Source organism: Pseudoalteromonas sp. J2K-J979 (assembly GCF_058169715.2).
On sequence record NZ_CM200281.1, the window covers coordinates 1,383,945 to 1,402,618 of the forward strand.

18 protein-coding genes and 8 tRNA genes are annotated in these 18,674 nt (G+C 41.7%); 22 read left to right on the top strand and 4 right to left on the bottom strand.

What is annotated here, in order from left to right; all coding sequences use genetic code 11:
* Positions 1-7 precede the first annotated feature (7 nt).
* From ruvB to AC3KVK_RS06535, 16 genes are all read left to right on the top strand, one after another.
* Positions 8-1,012, top strand: a complete 1,005-nt coding sequence (gene ruvB, locus AC3KVK_RS06460; protein ID WP_490313595.1) for a Holliday junction branch migration DNA helicase RuvB — start codon at positions 8-10, stop codon at positions 1,010-1,012.
* Positions 1,013-1,720: 708 nt separating this feature from the next.
* The gene (gene tolQ / locus AC3KVK_RS06465) at positions 1,721-2,413 is read left to right on the top strand and encodes a protein TolQ (protein WP_490313594.1); all 693 of its coding nucleotides are present in this window, start codon (positions 1,721-1,723) and stop codon (positions 2,411-2,413) included.
* Complete coding sequence (tolR, locus tag AC3KVK_RS06470; RefSeq protein WP_490313593.1) at positions 2,413-2,838, top strand: protein TolR; 426 nt, start codon at positions 2,413-2,415, stop codon at positions 2,836-2,838. The genes tolQ and tolR overlap by 1 nt, the downstream gene beginning before the upstream one ends.
* Before the next feature lie 17 nt (positions 2,839-2,855).
* Complete coding sequence (gene tolA, locus AC3KVK_RS06475; RefSeq protein WP_490313611.1) at positions 2,856-3,776, top strand: cell envelope integrity protein TolA; 921 nt, start codon at positions 2,856-2,858, stop codon at positions 3,774-3,776.
* 8 nt (positions 3,777-3,784) lie between these two features.
* Positions 3,785-5,140: a Tol-Pal system beta propeller repeat protein TolB gene (gene tolB / locus AC3KVK_RS06480; RefSeq protein WP_490313592.1), complete on the top strand. Its 1,356-nt coding sequence runs from the start codon at positions 3,785-3,787 to the stop codon at positions 5,138-5,140.
* Between the two features lie 42 nt (positions 5,141-5,182).
* Positions 5,183-5,716, top strand: a complete 534-nt coding sequence (gene pal, locus AC3KVK_RS06485) for a peptidoglycan-associated lipoprotein Pal (RefSeq protein WP_490313591.1) — start codon at positions 5,183-5,185, stop codon at positions 5,714-5,716.
* 17 nt (positions 5,717-5,733) lie between these two features.
* The gene (gene ybgF, locus AC3KVK_RS06490; protein ID WP_490313610.1) at positions 5,734-6,480 is read left to right on the top strand and encodes a tol-pal system protein YbgF; all 747 of its coding nucleotides are present in this window, start codon (positions 5,734-5,736) and stop codon (positions 6,478-6,480) included.
* 183 nt (positions 6,481-6,663) lie between these two features.
* Positions 6,664-6,739, top strand: a tRNA-Lys gene (locus AC3KVK_RS06495).
* A gap of 67 nt (positions 6,740-6,806) precedes the next feature.
* Positions 6,807-6,882: transfer RNA gene (locus AC3KVK_RS06500), tRNA-Lys, on the top strand.
* 69 nt (positions 6,883-6,951) lie between these two features.
* A tRNA-Lys gene (locus AC3KVK_RS06505) sits at positions 6,952-7,027 on the top strand.
* 69 nt (positions 7,028-7,096) lie between these two features.
* Positions 7,097-7,172 (top strand) — tRNA-Lys (locus AC3KVK_RS06510).
* Positions 7,173-7,241: 69 nt separating this feature from the next.
* Positions 7,242-7,317 (top strand) — tRNA-Lys (locus AC3KVK_RS06515).
* 69 nt (positions 7,318-7,386) lie between these two features.
* Positions 7,387-7,462 (top strand) — tRNA-Lys (locus AC3KVK_RS06520).
* A 69-nt stretch (positions 7,463-7,531) separates the two neighbouring features.
* Positions 7,532-7,607: transfer RNA gene (locus AC3KVK_RS06525), tRNA-Lys, on the top strand.
* 122 nt (positions 7,608-7,729) lie between these two features.
* Positions 7,730-8,782 (top strand): quinolinate synthase NadA, encoded by a 1,053-nt coding sequence (gene nadA / locus AC3KVK_RS06530; protein WP_490312211.1) that lies wholly within the window; start codon positions 7,730-7,732, stop codon positions 8,780-8,782.
* Between the two features lie 148 nt (positions 8,783-8,930).
* Positions 8,931-9,018: transfer RNA gene (locus tag AC3KVK_RS06535), tRNA-Ser, on the top strand.
* Between the two features lie 51 nt (positions 9,019-9,069).
* Here the strand turns inward: AC3KVK_RS06535 and AC3KVK_RS06540 are convergent.
* Entirely contained in the window at positions 9,070-11,463 is a 2,394-nt protein-coding gene (locus AC3KVK_RS06540; RefSeq protein WP_490312210.1) for a bifunctional diguanylate cyclase/phosphodiesterase, read from the bottom strand.
* A 202-nt stretch (positions 11,464-11,665) separates the two neighbouring features.
* On the opposite strand from AC3KVK_RS06540, the gene pyrC reads away from it, so the two are divergent.
* Positions 11,666-12,694, top strand: a complete 1,029-nt coding sequence (pyrC, locus tag AC3KVK_RS06545) for a dihydroorotase (RefSeq protein WP_490312209.1) — start codon at positions 11,666-11,668, stop codon at positions 12,692-12,694.
* A 47-nt stretch (positions 12,695-12,741) separates the two neighbouring features.
* Here the strand turns inward: pyrC and AC3KVK_RS06550 are convergent, their stop codons facing one another.
* Positions 12,742-13,857 (bottom strand): phospholipase effector Tle1 domain-containing protein, encoded by a 1,116-nt coding sequence (locus AC3KVK_RS06550; protein WP_490312208.1) that lies wholly within the window; start codon positions 13,855-13,857, stop codon positions 12,742-12,744.
* Positions 13,858-14,098: 241 nt separating this feature from the next.
* Here AC3KVK_RS06550 and AC3KVK_RS06555 point away from each other — a divergent pair, with 241 nt between their 5' ends.
* Positions 14,099-15,169 carry an outer membrane beta-barrel protein gene (locus tag AC3KVK_RS06555; protein ID WP_490312207.1) on the top strand — a complete coding sequence of 357 codons (1,071 nt, stop codon included), beginning with the start codon at positions 14,099-14,101 and terminating at the stop codon, positions 15,167-15,169.
* Positions 15,170-15,242: 73 nt separating this feature from the next.
* Here the strand turns inward: AC3KVK_RS06555 and AC3KVK_RS06560 are convergent, their stop codons facing one another.
* Positions 15,243-15,854 carry an EF-hand domain-containing protein gene (locus AC3KVK_RS06560; protein ID WP_490312206.1) on the bottom strand — a complete coding sequence of 204 codons (612 nt, stop codon included), beginning with the start codon at positions 15,852-15,854 and terminating at the stop codon, positions 15,243-15,245.
* Between the two features lie 272 nt (positions 15,855-16,126).
* On the opposite strand from AC3KVK_RS06560, the gene AC3KVK_RS06565 reads away from it, so the two are divergent.
* Genes AC3KVK_RS06565 through AC3KVK_RS06580 form a run of 4 tightly spaced genes read left to right on the top strand, consistent with a single transcriptional unit; the run spans position 16,127 to position 17,734 of the window.
* Positions 16,127-16,672, top strand: a complete 546-nt coding sequence (locus AC3KVK_RS06565; protein ID WP_490312205.1) for an RNA polymerase sigma factor — start codon at positions 16,127-16,129, stop codon at positions 16,670-16,672.
* Entirely contained in the window at positions 16,665-17,015 is a 351-nt protein-coding gene (locus AC3KVK_RS06570) for a hypothetical protein (RefSeq protein ID WP_490312204.1), read from the top strand. Before AC3KVK_RS06565 ends, AC3KVK_RS06570 begins: the two co-directional genes overlap by 8 nt.
* Positions 16,999-17,289 (top strand): hypothetical protein, encoded by a 291-nt coding sequence (locus tag AC3KVK_RS06575; RefSeq protein ID WP_490312203.1) that lies wholly within the window; start codon positions 16,999-17,001, stop codon positions 17,287-17,289. Before AC3KVK_RS06570 ends, AC3KVK_RS06575 begins: the two co-directional genes overlap by 17 nt.
* On the top strand, positions 17,282-17,734 hold the full coding sequence (locus tag AC3KVK_RS06580) for a DUF3106 domain-containing protein (protein ID WP_490312202.1): 453 nt from the start codon (positions 17,282-17,284) through the stop codon (positions 17,732-17,734). The genes AC3KVK_RS06575 and AC3KVK_RS06580 overlap by 8 nt, the downstream gene beginning before the upstream one ends.
* A gap of 7 nt (positions 17,735-17,741) precedes the next feature.
* Here AC3KVK_RS06580 and AC3KVK_RS06585 read toward each other — a convergent pair whose 3' ends face one another.
* Positions 17,742-18,542, bottom strand: a complete 801-nt coding sequence (locus AC3KVK_RS06585; RefSeq protein ID WP_490312201.1) for a hypothetical protein — start codon at positions 18,540-18,542, stop codon at positions 17,742-17,744.
* Positions 18,543-18,674 lie beyond the last annotated feature (132 nt).

Here is an 18,674-nt window from a genome sequence, read left to right on the forward strand (position 1 = left end):
GAATCCCATGATAGAAGCAGATCGTTTAATTGCGCCAAGTGAATTAGCCAATGAAGATATTATTGATCGGGCAATTCGCCCTAAAATGCTGGCTGACTACACAGGCCAACCCCATGTTAAAGGGCAAATGGAGATTTTTATTCAAGCCGCAAACTCGCGGGAAGAAGCACTTGATCATCTTTTAATCTTTGGGCCTCCAGGGCTTGGGAAGACGACCTTAGCTAACATAGTCGCAAACGAGTTAGGGGTGAGCATTAAAACCACCTCAGGACCTGTACTTGAAAAAGCTGGGGATTTAGCCGCGATGCTAACTAATTTAGAGCCACACGATGTATTGTTCATTGATGAGATCCATCGGTTGAGTCCCCATATTGAAGAAATATTGTATCCGGCCATGGAAGATTATCAACTCGATATCATGATTGGTGAAGGCCCAGCAGCACGCTCAATTAAACTCGATTTACCACCATTTACCTTAATTGGTGCGACAACACGTGCAGGCTCGTTAACGTCGCCCCTCAGAGATCGTTTTGGGATTGTCCAGCGTTTGGAGTTTTATTCAGTTGCTGACTTATCAAGTATTGTGAAACGCTCGGCACAATATTTAAATTTGCATTTGGATGAACAAGGAGCCATTGAGATAGCAATGCGCTCACGGGGGACGCCGAGAATTGCAAACCGATTACTACGACGTGTTCGTGATTATGCGCAAGTAAAAGCCGATGGTGATGTCAATCAAGAGATCGCTAGTTTAGCCCTTGATATGGTCGATGTAGACAAACATGGTTTTGACTTTATGGATCGTAAATATCTCTTAGCGATTATTGAAAAGTTTATGGGGGGCCCTGTTGGGCTCGATAATATCGCTGCGGCCATAGGTGAAGAACGAGAAACAATTGAAGATGTGCTTGAACCTTACTTAATCCAACAAGGTTTTATTCAACGTACACCGCGTGGACGCATCGTTTCTGATCGTGCTTACGCTCATTTTGGATTAGCAAAAGCAGATTAGTGTTAGCTAAAATGTGGAAGAGCCGTGTTAACGGCTTTTTTTATGCCAAACTACAGACAAAAAAAAGCCCGCATATTGATGCGGGCAAAACAACAAGTTGAAGGAAGTATCCAGGGAACATTAAATGTCTGACGTTTAATGTCGAGTAAAATGAAAAATCAGAATCACTTTACTAGTAACTGTTTAAGAACAAGTGTGTTCGTTCAGTACAGAGTGAATAATACAGCTGAGAAGGGCGCTTATCAAACTAGAAAAATTTAATTTTGACATTAGTTTTTTTAATGGGTGAGGTATTTTATTTGCTGGATTTCTGATTAACTTTTCAGCACCTATATTAAATACCACTGATTTTTAATGAAAAAGTATAGTGTTTAATCCTTTTTATAAATTAGATTTAGTATTGTGACTATGAGTGATGTTTGTAGTTTTGCTCACTTATGCATTTAAAATGCATAAAACACGAGTTTTATGTTGTTTTTCTCAATATTTATTACAATCTAAATCGATTACAAAAAAGTCAGTGATTTTTAAGTTAAAAAACAGTCATTCGTCTTGTAAGCCATTGTCAGCAACTCATTCGCTAGTTACACTAGAGCGCACAAAAAAGGCTGGCGAGTTAAATTCATCCCTTGTTGAACTATATCGCAATCATTATAACTAAGTAGCCAATTATCATATAAAAACTACAGCGAACTGGAGAAGAAAGTAGTGGGATCAGAAATGTCATTTATCGATTTAATTTTAAAGGCCAGTTTTTTAGTTCAATTAGTGATGTTGATGCTAGTGGCGATGTCAGTGATTTCTTGGACCATGATTTTTCAGCGTCATAAAGCCTTAAAGCAAGCCCAAGTCCAAGCAAAAAAATTCGAAGATAAATTTTGGTCGGGCACTGATTTAAGCAAAATTTATACTGAATTGTCTGCTCGTACGCAAACACCTGATGGACTCGAGTCTTTATTTTGCTCAGGCTTTAAAGAATTTGCCCGTCTATCTAAAAGTAATCTCACGGCTGCGGGCACAATTATGGATGGCACCCACCGAGCGATGCGAGTGGCTTTATCACGCGAGATAGAAAAATTAGAGTCGAGTCTGTCTTTTTTAGCCACTGTTGGCTCTATTAGCCCATATATTGGCTTATTCGGAACCGTTTGGGGGATCATGAATGCTTTTATTGCTCTGGGCCAAGTCAAGCAAGCAACATTACAAATGGTCGCCCCAGGTATTGCAGAAGCGTTGATTGCAACTGCTATTGGTTTATTTGCTGCAATCCCGGCCGTTATTGCCTACAACCGTTTTGCACATAAAGTAGAAAAACTTGAATCAAGCTATGGAAACTTTATGGAAGAGTTTTCAAATATCTTACACCGTCAAGCGGTTGCGCAAAATGAGGCGAAAGCGTAATGTACCAGCGTAAAAAACGCCGCCCTGTGTCGGAAATTAATGTTGTGCCATACATCGATGTGATGTTAGTGCTGTTGATTATCTTTATGGCGACAGCCCCTTTGATTACTCACGGTGTAAAAGTCGAACTGCCCCAAATGGATCAGTCTGAGTTGGTTGAAAGTGATGGTTCGCCACCGATTGTGGTGTCAATCAATGCACAAGGCCAATATTTTGCCAGTATTGGGATTGACCCTGAAGCCCCTATGGATGCGATTGATATTGCTGCTCAAGTGAAACTAGCACTAGATAAAGATCCAAAAACTCCCGTGATGCTTAAAGGTGATGGACGAGTGTCGTATCAAGAAGTCTTGTTATTAATGGACTTCTTGAAAAAAGCAGGGGTACCATCTGTGGGTTTAATGACAGAATCTTTTGGGGAGTAGTTGTGGTTTTTAAAGAGATACTTCCATCGTTAGCGAAATCGTCCGCGCTGCATGTAGCGATTATTGTGATTCTGGTTGTAAGTGCGGGCTTTCCTACACCTGAACCCCGAGTTTTAGAAGTACAATTGAATTCGCCTGCAACGCCCGACAATAAACAGGCCGTTGAAGCTATTTCTGTGGATCAAAAAGCGGTGGCCAAGCGTATTGAAGAGTTAAAAAACAAGGATGCAGAACAAAAGCGTTTAGAGCAAAAGCGTATTAGCGATCTTGAAAAACGTGCAAATGACGCGAAAAAACAGCGCGAAGCTGAAGCGAGTCGAATTAAAAAGCTTGAGCAACAACGCAAACAAAAAGAGATCGAAAAACAAAAGGCTGATAAAGCGGCCGCGGATGCAAAAAAGAAACAAGAATCAGAGCAACGTAAAGCAAAGGCTGCCGAAGAGGCAAAGAAAAAATCCGAACAAGCAGCTAAAGATGCCCTCGCGGAACGAAAGAAACAAGAAGAAGCGTTGAAAAAAGCTGAAGCAGAGCGTGTAGCGAAAGAGCAAGCTGCTAAAGCTGAAGCAGAGCGTAAACGTCTTCAAGCACAGCAAGAGCAAATGATGCAAGAGCAATTAGCACAAGAGCAAGCTGCGCGTAATCGGGCTCGTCGCCAACAAGTATTGACTGAAGTTGAAAAATACCAAGCAATGATTCAAGCACGTATTCAACAAAACTTACTCCAAGACGAGAAAATGAAAGGTAAACAGTGTAAGGTCAACATCCGTCTTGCTTCATCTGGATTTGTTACGAAAGTAGAGTCGCTTGGTGGAGATAAACTGGTATGCGAAGCGGTAATTCGCGCCATTCGTATGGCTGATACGTTACCCGTCTCTAAAGATAAAGATGTATTTGAGCAGCTAAAGAATATTAATTTAACATTTAAACCTGAGCTATAAGAGGTCGTATGTTTAACCGTTTAAAAAATGTCACATTCATTGCTTTATTTTTTTCAAGTTTGCAGGTCTTTGCCGCACTTGAAATATTCATTACTGAAGGTGTTAACTCAGCAAGGCCGATCGGTGTTGTGCCTTTTAAATATATTGGCGCAGGTGAAATGCCGAGCCGTATCTCAGACGTTGTTGCAGCAGATTTGCGTCGTAGTGGGAAGTTTAATCCGATTGCTGCGATCAACATGCCGCAACGGCCTTCTAAAGACAGTGAAGTTGATTATGGCGCTTGGGCTGCTGAAGGGATTGAGGCTGTTGTAGTGGGCACAGTTGAGCAACAAAGTGGCGACCGTTATTTAGTGAGTTATGAGTTAATTGATGTATTAAGAGGCCAATTAACAGGCGGTCAAACACAAATGTTAACCAACGGGAAATTAGTCAATAATCAAGATCATGTGTTGGACGCGCGTCAAACGGTAATTACAGGTGAGAGTTTTCGTCGCTATGGTCACCGAATTAGTGATGTAGTGTATGAATCATTAACAGGCGAGCGCGGTGCGTTTTTAACCAAAGTGGCCTATGTGATTGTTCGCGATGACGAAGCGATGCCGTACCAATTGGTTGTTGCAGATTATGATGGATATAACGAACAAGTATTGTTGCGCTCCAAAGAGCCATTAATGTCACCTGATTGGTCACCTGATGGCACTAAGTTGGCTTATGTCACTTTTGAAAATCGCCAAAGCCAAATTTATATCCAAGATATCTACACCGGAAAACGCGAACGTTTGACTTCTCATCGCGGTATTAACGGTGCGCCTAAATTCTCGCCTGATGGAAAGAAATTAGCCTTAGTTTTATCTAAAGATAAAGGTGGTGCGACTGAAGTGTATGTCATGGATTTGAAAACTCGCCAAGAAAAACGCGTAACCCGCCATCGTAGTATAGATACAGAACCGAGTTGGCATCCAAATAGTCAGGAAATTGTTTTTACATCCGAAAGGGGTGGTAATGCTCAGATTTATAGCGTAAATTTAGCAACTGGAAAAACGCGTAGGTTGACTTTCAACGGTGATATGAATCTTGCAGGTTCGATAACACCTGATGGAAAAGATCTAATTATGGTAAATCGTACTGCGGGTCGTTACCATATTGCGAAAAAAGAACTCAAGACAGGCGATTTTCAAGTACTCACGCGAACTCGACTGGATGAATCACCGAGCATAGCGCCAAATGGCTCGATGATAATTTATAGTACTTTACACGATAATAAGCAGGTCCTGGCTCTTGTTTCGATGGATGGACGTTTCAAAGCACGTCTGCCCGTTGCAAACGGACAGGTTAAAGCACCAGCTTGGTCGCCATTTTTATAATAATAGGTACTGGTTTCATTTTTAATAAAGGAATCTAACTCAATGCAACTTAATAAAATTTTAAAAGGTCTGCTCATTGCAGTGCCAGTAATGACATTAGCAGCGTGTAGCTCTTCATCGAATGTAGATGAAGGGGCTGTGCAACAAGAGCAAACTAATCAAGTAGAACAAATAGAAAATGTTCAGGTTGAAACAATTGCGCGTGAGAAAACAGCTGAAGAGAAATTACGTGAAAAATATGAAGCGCTTCGTCAAGAGCAAATCATTTATTTCGATTTCGACAAAGCAACCGTAAGTAATGAATATATGGATTTACTACAAGCACATGCCAATTTTTTAGTTGTTAATCAGTCTGTGAAAGTTTTGGTTGAAGGTCATGCTGATGAGCGCGGTACGCCAGAGTATAACATTGCTCTTGGAGAGCGACGTGGTGATGCTGTTGCGACTTACTTACAAAGCTTAGGTGTATCAGCAAGCCAAATTTCTGTTGTTAGCTACGGTGAAGAAAAGCCATTAGTTAAATCTCGCACAGAAGATGCATTCGCTAAAAACCGTCGTGCGGTTTTAGTTTACTAATAAATAAGAAAGCGATGATGAAGCCAAAAATTATTTTGGCGGCTATTCTTTTGAGCGGGAGCACCCAAGCATGGGCTGCTCCCGCTCCTGTTTCTGATATTGCAAACAGTCCAAGTGATATTGAAACACGCTTAGCCGCTCTCGAAAACATGATTAAATCACGCAACCTATTACAAGTTGAGTTGCAACAACAATTCCAAATCTTGCAAGATGAAGTGAATCAATTACGCGGAACCACTGAAGAGCAAGGGTATAAAATAGAGAAGATGCTGCAGCGTCAGCGGGAGCTTTATCAAGAAATCGAAGAGCGTGTCTCTAGTGCATACAGTCAGCCAACTATAGTTACATCTGAGCCTGTAGATACCAACGCATCGCCAATTAGTAGTAACTTGTCAGAAAATGAAGCCTATGATCGGGCTGTTCAAATGATTATGAAAGACAAACGCTATGAACAAGCAATCCCACAGTTTCAGGCATTTTTAACTCAATATCCTGACTCTGTATATGTGCCAAATGCACATTATTGGCTTGGTCAATTACTATCAATGAAAAGTGATGATGCCACAGCTAAGAACCATTTTACTGCTGTTGTTGAGCAATACCCTGACTCAAACAAACGCCCTGATGCGATGTTAAAGCTCGCAACAGTCCATCAAAAGCAAAATAATTTAGTTGAAGCGAAAAAACTCTTACAGCGTTTAATCGAGCAATACCCAGATTCAACGGCCGCAAAATTAGCGGTCGATCGGATTACAAACCTGTAAAAACCTAATTTAGACTGCTTTTTAGCTAAAGCGGTCTAAAATTAGTCAACCAAGTGTAAAAACTAAAGAAAAATCTATTTTTAGGTTGCACTCAATATTTAAATAAGTATTATAAGCGCCCGCAGCCGCTAGTTAGTTACTTAACAAATGACTGCGCCAGTTTGAGTTATTAATACTTAAATCGGGTCATTAGCTCAGTTGGTAGAGCAGTGGACTTTTAATCCATTGGTCGATGGTTCAAGTCCATCATGACCCACCATATCTACATTATGTGCTTAACGTAGAGACCGAACGTTTTATCGGGATATAAATAGAAACAGTCGAGCGGGTCATTAGCTCAGTTGGTAGAGCAGTGGACTTTTAATCCATTGGTCGATGGTTCGAGTCCATCATGACCCACCACGTTCTTGGTTACGTATTTAACTAAGCAGTCGAGCGTTTTCATCGGGATATAAATAGAAACAACCCTGAGGGTCATTAGCTCAGTTGGTAGAGCAGTGGACTTTTAATCCATTGGTCGATGGTTCGAGTCCATCATGACCCACCACGTTCTTGGTTACGTATTTAACTAAGCGGCCGAGCGTTTTCATCGGGATATAAATAGAAACAGTCGAGCGGGTCATTAGCTCAGTTGGTAGAGCAGTGGACTTTTAATCCATTGGTCGATGGTTCGAGTCCATCATGACCCACCACGTTCTTGGTTACGTATTTAACTAAGCAGTCGAGCGTTTTCATCGGGATATAAATAGAAACAACCTTGAGGGTCATTAGCTCAGTTGGTAGAGCAGTGGACTTTTAATCCATTGGTCGATGGTTCGAGTCCATCATGACCCACCACGTTCTTGGTTACCTATTTAACTAAGCGGCCGAGCGTTTTCATCGGGATATAAATAGAAACATTCGAGCGGGTCATTAGCTCAGTTGGTAGAGCAGTGGACTTTTAATCCATTGGTCGATGGTTCGAGTCCATCATGACCCACCACGTTCTTGGTTACGTATTTAACTAAGCGGCCGAGCGCTTTCATCGGGATATAAATAGAAACATTCGAGCGGGTCATTAGCTCAGTTGGTAGAGCAGTGGACTTTTAATCCATTGGTCGATGGTTCGAGTCCATCATGACCCACCACTCTTCAAAACACTCCTTTTTTATTTCAATCAGATTCATACTTTTGCCACAATACTGTCTTTTACACTTACTTTTACGTATAATTCGCAACAATTTTTAATGTGGACTTTGTGGTCGAGAAAATGAGTCTAGCTGAACAGATTATGCCTGAGGATTATATTTTTCCTCCCAAACCAATGCCTTTAAATGAAGATGAGAAAGCTGCATATAAAGCGCGTATCAAACAACTACTGATCGATAAAAATGCAGTTCTTGTTGCCCACTATTATACTGATCCTGAAATTCAAGCGTTAGCTGAAGAAACGGGTGGTTGTGTAGCTGATTCGCTTGAAATGGCGCGTTTTGGTAGCAAACACCCTGCCAAAACAATTGTGGTGGCAGGGGTGCGTTTTATGGGAGAAACCGCCAAAATACTGACCCCAGAAAAAACAGTGGTGATGCCAACGTTAGAGGCGACCTGTTCGCTTGATGTTGGTTGCCCTATTGATGAGTTTTCTGCTTTTTGTGATCAACACCCAGATCGCAAAGTGGTCGTATACGCCAACACATCTACGGCCGTCAAAGCGCGTGCAGATTGGATCGTGACCTCAAGTTGTGCTCTTGAAATCGTTGAACACTTAGATGAACTGGGCGAGAAAATCATCTGGGGACCGGATAAGCATTTAGGTGCATATATCCAAAAAAATACCGGCGCAGATATGATCATGTGGAATGGTGCATGTATCGTTCATGATGAATTTAAAACTAAAGCGTTAAAAGATATGAAAGCGCTTCACCCAGATGCGGGTGTACTTGTTCACCCTGAGTCACCACAAGAGATTGTCGATTTAGCTGATGCAGTGGGTTCGACGAGCCAATTGATCAAAGCGGCGCAGACGATGGACAACAAGAAATTCATCGTGGCCACCGATCGCGGTATTTTTTATAAGATGCAGCAATTGTGTCCAGAGAAAGAGTTTTTTGCAGCCCCAACAGCAGGAGAAGGGGCAACCTGTAAAACCTGTGCTCACTGCCCGTGGATGGCTATGAATGGCCTAAAAGCGATTGAAGAAGCGTTAACACAGCCGCAAGGTCGAGAAGTATTTGTTGATATGGAACTACGTGAAGGAGCACTACGTTCGCTCAATCGTATGCTTGACTTTGCTGCAACTATTACAGTGGCGAGAAACGGTTAATAGAGTCTAAGCGTATAATTAATCATCAGTTAAACGTCAATCGGCAAAAAAGCCTTGCAGCGTTTAACGCGATTACATACTATACGCAGCCTAATAGAGTGAAGAATTTTTTCACGTTAAACTGAATTGTTTATCTCAGTTTAAATATGGTGAGGTGTCCGAGTGGCCGAAGGAGCACGCCTGGAAAGTGTGTATACGGAAACGTATCGAGGGTTCGAATCCCTCCCTCACCGCCATTATTTGAAAAAAGCGACTAAAGTCGCTTTTTTTGTCCCTGTAATTAATTTTTACTTGAGATTCTTAAGGTATAAGATCGCTTCTTCTGCACGCATTGGTTTGGCTATTAAAAAACCTTGCCCGTAATCACAATTAGTGTGTTTCAAAACGTCTAATTGACTTTGAAACTCAATCCCTTCAGCGACAACGTCAAGCTCTAAAGAGACTGCTAAAGTTAGAATTGCCTCGACTAGTGGATTGGTTTTTCCACCTTTCAAATTATCGATAAAGCTTTTATCGATTTTTAGCACGTGAATAGGCAATTGATGTAAATACCCGAGTGCGGAATAACCCGTGCCAAAATCATCTAAACAGAGTTTAACTTGATGTGGCGCTAACCCTTCGATAATTTTTGTTGCCAAACCGAGGTTTTCAATTAACCCTGATTCAGTGATTTCAATACATAAACTGCCAGGTTTGAGCTGATATGTTTTATACAAGTTATCAATAAAACTCACAAAATCGAGATTGGCAAAATGTCGCGAAGAGACATTGACTGTTATGCGAAATGGAGTGTGGATGGTCGTTTGCCACTGCTGTAGCTGTTTTGCTGCTTGTTCAAGCAAATGCAAGTCCAGTTGCATTATTAAACCAGTATCTTCAGCTACGGGAATAAAACTATCTGGGGTGACAAATCCTTTGTCAGGATGATGCCAACGGACAAGCGCTTCAAATGCCACCACCGTTTCATCGCTTATTCTAAAAATAGGTTGATAATAGAGTTCAAATTCGTTTTGTTGAATGGCGCGTTGGATATCTGTTTCGAGTAATGCGGCCCCTTTTAGCTTTTGTCGCATCGATTCGCTAAAAAACTGGACTTGGCCCCGACCGAGTGATTTGGCTTCGTACATTGCGGCATCGGCTCGCTGTAAGACCTTGTATGCTAAGTCGGTTTCATGGCACGCGAATGCGACACCGATGCTCGTTGAACCTTGTAATAAATTGCCATCAATTTCTATGGGATTTTCAAGCGCTTCTTGAATCCGCTTAACTAAGCTTTCGACTTCTTTGCTCGATTGGATATCTTCAACCAAAATAGCAAATTCGTCGCCACCTAGCCGCGCGAGTGTATCTATTTGACGGATACAGCTTTGAATAATCGCACATATTTCAATTAAAAATTTATCACCAATTTGATGACCGAGGGTATCATTAATTATTTTGAATCGGTCAAAATCTAAATACAGTAATGCATGCATACTGTGGCTAGATTGCCTAGAAAATCGACTAATAGCCTGGTTAAAACGATCTATCAATAAAGCACGATTGGCAAGTCCGGTTAATTCATCGTGCATGACTTTATGCTCGAGGCTTTGTCGTGCGAGTTCTCGGTTGATGGCTAAGCTAATTTGGCGGCTGATGTAGGTGAGTATATCCAAATCGTGCTGAGTATAATGATATTGCTGATCATAACTTTGCACCACCACGATGCCATTGTAAGCATTGTTCACTTCAAATGGCACGCCTAACCAGGAGTGGGGTAACCCGCCAATCAGCTCGAAATGCCCTTGCTCGATGTGGGCAAGGTAATCGGCCTGATTAAGTAACATGGAGCGATTTGATTTAATTAGATAGACAGAGGCAGTGTTACCAAATTGCTTTGTATTGAAGCGCTTTTGCGAAGTATTACGCACGCCAGCTTCAACAATGTAGGGAATTTCTAAAATCTCGGTTTTTTTCTCATATAAGGCGATAAACAGGTTTTGTGCATTAATTAGAGATTTTACAATTTGGTGCAAATCTTGATAAAAAAGGTCAACGTCAGCAGATTCGTAAGTGAGGCTGGCAATTTGTAGCATGCCTTTTTCTAGGGTTTGTGCTTGGTTAAGTTGTCGCACTGTTTGTTTTAAATCAATCAATGTATGGCATTGATTGATTTTGGCACTGAGCATCGATGCCACAGTAGTCAATATTTCTAAGTGTTCATCGGTAAAATAATGTGTAAGTGGATGCTCGCAGTCAATGACACCTAATACTTGGTGGTTATAGATTAACGGCACACAGAGTTCAGAGAGTGCAGGACGTGAGTCGGCTAGATAACGCGGATCATTTGAGACATCATCAATTAGTAATGGTTGACCTGTTTTAGCCACATAGCCAGTGATCCCTGTATTTAAAGGGATTTGTTGGTGTGCGATAATGTAGTCTTCATCCGCTGATTTTTCACCCATTGCAGCCACTTGGGTTAATACTTGCTGAGAGTAATCACATAAATAAATAACGCAGTCGACAAAACCTAATTGGCTGACCACTTCGGTGGTGACATAATGAAACAGCTCATCGAGTTCATTTATTTCAATGAGTGACAGCGAAAAACGATTGATAATGCTTAATTGCTGGCTTTTTTGTTGAAGCTGAGTTAACTCGTTAGAAAGTGTGGCGGAAACGAAGGGTTTTTTATGCATAAAACACAAGCCAAAAGAACACGTCAATAAAGGAAAAGGTACTATAAAAAGCCGTGTTTGACGACTCTAATTCGATGATCGGCCCAGTGATCGTTCAACTAGGGTTAAAAATTCGTATTTTTCCGGCTAATTGTCTAATCCGCTTTACAGTTTAGCCGTCTATGAATATGATCGTCTAAATTTCGCAATGGAAAAGAAAGCAATGACAAGTATTACGATTACCCGCCCTGATGATTGGCACATTCATTTAAGAGATGGTGAGCAGCTTAATGATACGGTTCGCGATGTCAGCCGTTACATGGGCCGAGCGATTATCATGCCAAACCTTGTCCCTCCAGTCACCAATACTGAACTTGCACTTGCTTACCGCGAACGAATTTTAGCTCAGCAGCCGCAAGGCAATTTTAAACCATTAATGGTGCTGTATTTAACCGATAAAACTAGCCCTGAAGAAATCAAAAAAGCGCATGCGACAGGGCATGTATTTGCGGCCAAACTCTACCCAGCCGGTGCAACCACCAATTCCGATTCAGGGGTGACATCCATTGAAAATATGGCGCCTGTGTTTGCGGCCATGGAAGAAGTCGGCATGTTATTGCTTGTGCACGGTGAAGTGACTGATTCAAGTATCGATATTTTTGATCGTGAAAAAATCTTTATTGAAACGAAGCTGAAAAAACTGGTAAGCGACTTCCCAACATTAAAAGTCGTGCTTGAACATATCACCACAGCCGACGCGGTGGAGTTTGTGAGTCAAGCAGGCAACAATATTGCTGCGACCATCACGGCACACCACTTATTGTATAATCGCAATCACATGTTAGCCGGTGGGATCCGTCCGCACTTTTACTGCTTACCGATTTTAAAACGTAATATCCACCAAGATGCGTTAGTCAAAGCAGCAACCAGTGGCTCGAAAAAATTCTTCTTGGGCACGGACTCCGCTCCACATATGAAAGATAAAAAAGAAGCAGCCTGTGGTTGTGCGGGTTCATACACGGCACATGCTGCTATCGAGCTGTATGCAGAAGCGTTTGAATTGGCCGGTGCATTGGATAAATTAGAGGCATTTGCTAGCCATAATGGCCCTGATTTTTATAATTTACCGCGTAATGCAGATACGATTACACTCGAAAAAGCAAGTTGGCAGGTACCTGATTTTTACCCGCTTGGCGGCGATAAAGTTGTCCCTATCCGAGCTGGTGAAACAATTGAATGGCAAGTGAAGTAACAGTCATTCGTCAGGTTGATTTTATTAAGGCGTATATAATGTACGCCTTATTTTTTATAATCTCGCCAATATTTTAAGTTAGTAAACGCAAAATCAAGTTTACTTATTGTGTACTCACTCTCTCGGGGCAATCGCAGCCCTGCAACGCCGGTTTTGACTTCCGATAATTCACCATTAGGAAAATATATTTGATAAGCTTGGTTACGCAATGAAACCGGCCGATATGCGGTCACTGCATTAATACGTTCGAGCACACTGTAGTGAACAATAGGGGTTAACTCATCTGTGGGCATGTCATTTTTGTGCACGCATAGCTGCCGTGGTGATAATGTTTGGCTTGCCACCTTTTTCGAACGTTGCTGTTCGTGAAGTACGCCGTCAATAAGTGGCACAATATCAATGTCATCCGCGCAAATAGACATACCATACGTGTCATTTAAACGACTAAAATCAATATCACTGGGTTGTAAAAAGCTTAGACCCGCAAGATGGGCTTGTTGCATCATAAACGTCAGCGTTACATCTGATAAACCATCGAACCAAAACCCACCACCGATATCTGAGTGCGCTCCAGAAAACCATACTTCAAGTACATTAGTTGCTTGATTAAATAACGTCGGTTGAAAAGCTAAACGTCGTTCATCCAGTGCAACAAGGTGAACGGCGAGGCGTACGTTGTCGCTTAATGAGCCATTTTCGAACACTACATCACTGGCAGGGCGGGTTGTAGCATTGAAATCAGTGAGACCAATGGCTGCAACGGTATCAAACACCCCTAAAAATGCCACGCTATGAAAAATTGAAGCCGCAAATCGTCTCGCTATCGCAGCACCGCGACTAAAGCCAAATATGTAGACTTCGACATCGTGTTCAGAATATAACGCTAAGTCATGTTGTGCTTGTGCCAAGATGGTTTTTACATCAGCAAATTCTGGCGCAAATACGGAGTTAAATGCACGACTTAACCATGAGCCATAAGTGCCCACACCCGAATAATAAAAGCTCGTTTGTGGGTGTTCATCCGCTGTGGTGGGGTTGTTGAGAGCGCCAGCTAACAGCAAATGTAATTTCACGATGTTTGTCACACTGGTATCGGAGAAGTAGTCTTCGCTATCTGAAGGGTGGTTGCAGGTACCATCAAAGCAAAATATGAGTTTTTTCATCGTGTCCTACCCTTGACGTTTTTTAGCAAAGAGTCTATCTAAAAGTCGAAACGGGAACAAGCCAAGCTACTTAACAATGCAAAACAAAATTAAATTTGTTCTGGGTGAATTTTGATCATTTAACTTGATGTAATTTCGTGGATTTATTTTGGTGATTGTCTTGTTATTGTTATCCAGTTTCACTAGAATCCTGCCATCGGAATTAAGCATTACTTTTACCTACTATAGGGATTATTTATTCATGTCAAAATTATCGACCACATTAACGCTCGGTACTTCTGTGTTAAGTATTTGTCTTTTCTCTTCTTCTGTTTTTGCCTCAGAGGCAAGCAGCGAAGCTGGGTTTAATTTTAAAGATTGGTATATTGGTGGTGAATTTGGCCGCAAACGCCAAGATGATTTATGTGATCCGGCTTTCATTAGCTGCGATAGCAGTGATAGTGCTTGGAGTGTTTTTTCGGGTTATGAGTTTACGCAAAACCTTGCACTAGAATTTGGCTACACTGATTTAGGTGACTACAGCACAACGTCACTGTTCAACACAATGCAAAATACAGCCACTACGAGCATGCGTGGTTATGAGCTTGCAGGTGTGGTTAATCTTCCGGTTGCAGAGCGTGTCAATATCTTCACTAAATTAGGTGCGATGTACTATGACGGGGAAGAGAAAAACCGTTTTGGTTCGTTTGATGATAAAGGTTGGGCGGGTTTATTAGGTTTAGGTTTAAGTTACGACTTTACGCAAAGCTTGCAAGCTCGTGCGGAATATAACTTTATTCACGATTTGGGTGACAGAGAGTTTGCAGGGGATCACGGTCACTTGACCACGCTTGGTTTAGTCTATCGTTTTGGCCAAAAACAAGCGGCAGCGCCGGTTCAATCTGCGCCAGCTTATGTAGCTCCAGCAGTAGAAGAGCAACCAGCAGTTGACGAAGTTGCACCTGAGCCAGTTGTTGTAGCGCCAGTTGTGGTCGAAGCGATTCAAGCGCACGCATTATTTGATTTTGATAAAGCAGACGTAAAAGTAACCGCTGAGTTAGAACAAGCTGCGGCGCACCTTGTTAATTACCCACAAGCCCAAGCAAACTTAACGGGTTATACCGATAGCTTAGGCGCGAGCGATTATAATGAAAAATTAGCACTTCGTCGTGCGAACGCTGTCGCTGCGTATTTAATGAGTCAAGGTGTGACTGAGTCACAACTGACAATTAACCCTGTGGGTGAAACAGATCAGTTTGGTAACAATACGAATATCAAAGAGCGTTTTAAAAATCGCCGTGTAACTCTTGATATTGCTGAATTTACAAAGTAATACAAATAAATAAGAAACCCCACACGGTTGGGGTTTCTTTATTGTAATTTAAGTTAATTGGTTAAGTGAACAATTAGACTGGATCTGAATCATCAACCACTTCATCAATACACGCTTTTACTGCTCGACCTGTGGCTTTTTTCATTTTGTGTGCATTGAACCACTCTTCTAAGCTAATTTCAGAGCTCATATCAATATCCGCTAAAGTGAATTTTTCGTGTGCATGAGCATTCATCGCAGCGATGACTTCGTCGATGTCTAAATCACCGCTAGCATCAGTGTCTAAGGCTGTAAATTTGTCTTGTGGCGCGGCAAATTTATCAGCTGAAGGAACCAAGATATTTTCATTGCCTGTCTCATCTTTAATATCTTGAACACATTGCACAATGGCGCCAGCAAATGATGATAAATCAACAGTATGACGTTTACCTGTTAAATACTCATCTAAGTTAATTGTGCCACTGGCATCGGTATCGAGTTTTTCTAAGCGTTTTGCTGCGTTGTTATCTAAATTGGCAGTGAGCTCTGCTAGGCTTAAGCCGCCACTGCTATCAGTATCTAAACGGTTAAACTTTATGACTACAGATTTTCTTTCTCTCTTTTGTTCTTGGGCTTGTAAAGTATTACTTGATAACAATAAAGTTAAAGCTGTTGCTACAAGCGTTATGTTAGTTAAAGTTTTCATAATGGGACTCTCTGTTTAATGAACTCAATAGTAACAACGCCTCAGCCTGCTTCTGGTTGACAAATAAATAAATTTAATTACGAATTTTTATATAAGTAATTGGATTATAAATAAATATTTATTTTTTAAATGTCGACTCATGCGGGTTAATTGCAAATGGATTATTTTTACGGCTACTTGTCAACCATACTGGTTTAGATACGTTAATAAGAGATAGCAGGTATAAATATTGTATCGATTAGGGGTGGAACATCGATTCACAAGCCGTAGATGTGATAAACATCACCATGAGTAGCGATCAGCGCAGGTTATCACTCAATCAGTTTTTGATTGAGGTGGAACGCAAAGCGTTTCAAATGGCCTGTATATCGGTGGCGAATCAAACAGAGGCACTTGATATTGTACAAGATGCCATGCTTAAATTTGCGACGACTTATACTGATAAACCCAATGATCAATGGAAGCCATTATTTTATCGAATAGTACAAAATTTGATTATTGACTGGCACCGTAAACAAAAAGTCCGCCGGATTTTAATGTTTTGGCGTGATGAAGATGAGATCACTTTGCCAGAAGGGCAGGATCATGCGAGTAACCCTGAGGCATCGTTAAGTCAAGATCAGCAAAGTCGTGCATCGCTTGAGGTATTGCAGCAACTGCCGCTTAAACAGCAGCAATGTTTCATGTTACGTGCTTGGGAAGGGTTTTCGGTCAAAGAGACCGCACAGATCATGAAGTGTTCAGAAGGGTCGGTAAAGACCCATTTTTCAAGAGCGAGCGCGAAGTTAAAAATATTGTTGGAGGTAACAGATGACTAAACAATTAGAACCCCATGAATGTGAGGTCGTTGCACAATTAGAGCACGCAGCTAACAATTTGACTGAAACTCAGCAGACGCGGCTCCAACAAGCACGAATGCAAGCAATAGAAACGGCAACGCAGCATACAAAGCAGCGACATTCTTTGCGCTTTATTTATGGCTCTGCGTGCGTGGTGGTGTTTTCTGTTGCAGGGCTGATTTTCTCTGGCCAATGGAATGAAGAACGATTAACTCCGTTGCCTGATACATTACTTTATGGCGCTATTGGAGATGCTGAAGTCGCGATGATTGAAGATCTCGCATTTATAACTTGGTTGGCTGAAAATGAAGTTCGTTTATAGTTTCGTGTTGGTAGGGGGCTTAAATAGTGCGGTTTGGGCGTCTGAACCGACTCAACCCGTTAAAGAGACAGTCGATTTAGTAAAACAAGCGCCGATCTCCCTCGATTTTTTACTGTATTTATCGCAATTGACAGAAGTCGATGGCGAGCTGATCGGGCCATTAGAAATGACAGAAGAAGTAATGAAAACCACTATCCAGAGTCTTGCAGAAGCTAAAAAACCTGATGTGTCTTTAACGACGAGTGCGCCTAACAAGGAGAGCAATCATGAATAAATTTGTTAGCTGTATGATGCTGTGTTTAAGCCTAATGAGTGGCGATGTGGTTGCAGCATTAGCATGGCAATCGTTATCTGCCGAGCAACAACAAGTATTACAAGCAGTTAAAAATGATTGGGCTAAATTTGATGGGGCTCAGCAAGAACAGCTCATTAAAGGAGCTGATCGCTGGATTACTATGTCAGCGCAGCAACGTACAGAGACCACAAATGGTTTTAAAAAATGGCAATCACTCTCGACTGAACAACGCAGTGCATTACAGCGAGATTATAATGAATTTCGTAAGCTTCCCGCTAAAACACAGTCTCAGTTGCGCGATACGTATAAACGCTTTAATGCAATGCCCCGCGAAAAGCAGACAATGCTTCGAGAGCAATATAAACGAGCAATGCAGAATAAACAGCGTCAAAAGCAAGTACAGCAACGTAAAAATCGCCCTTAAATGGGTTTTAGAATCCGTAGCTGAGCCCAACTGCCAGTGAGCGGCCATTAAAGTCGCTTTCAAAATCGTAACTGTAGGAGAGTGAGGCACTCCAACTCGGGCCAAATAAAAAATGACTATACAGATCAAAATGCGCATAGCTGTCACTTGCATAATGGTTCGTGAGAGAGTTTCCTCGGCGGATTGATTGTCTAAGTGCACGCTGTCCTCCAGAGGAGCCACTTTTTAGGCGGATACTTTGCTGGTTGGCTTGATCTTCATTAAGGAGTTGATGCCAACCAAGTTCGGCCCCGACAATAAACTCTACAAACGAATCGGTATGAATAAAACGAGAGGCGTCTAGCGTAACGGTGGCAAATTGCGAATCAGAGTTGAGCTGAATACGTCGCGATAGTTGATCAAGCGTTAAATCGAGCGTTTTTTGCTCCCACTCGTTACTTTGTACAGACAGTGCACTATTGATGTACCAATCACCCAATTCTTTGCCCCAAATTAGCTTTAAAGCGGTGCTGTGCGATTGGGTACTCTGAGAGTATGGCGCAAACTGAGATTGGCTACTAGAGAGAGCCGTTTCATCACGCCATTGAGAGTGAGAGGCTAGCAGACTCCATTGATCATTGAACATATAACCTATCAAGCCACTGTATGCATGGATTTCAAACTGAGCGATAAAGCGTGAGGCAACCGAATGATCTTGTTGCCAATTAGCGTAGTCAAGGGCAGTAAAAAGCTGTTGAGTGACATCAAACGAAACGCCTAAATTATAGCCAACAGGGTCGAATTCTATAATTTGGTTGCGAAGGGTCATTGATTGTTCAGTTTTGGATGTGGAGATATAAATACTGTGTCCCATGCTATCGGTGCTGCAACAAAATAATGATAAATACAGGGGGAGCGTTAATTTCAAGGAGCGCATAACATGCTGACTATTAATAAATAA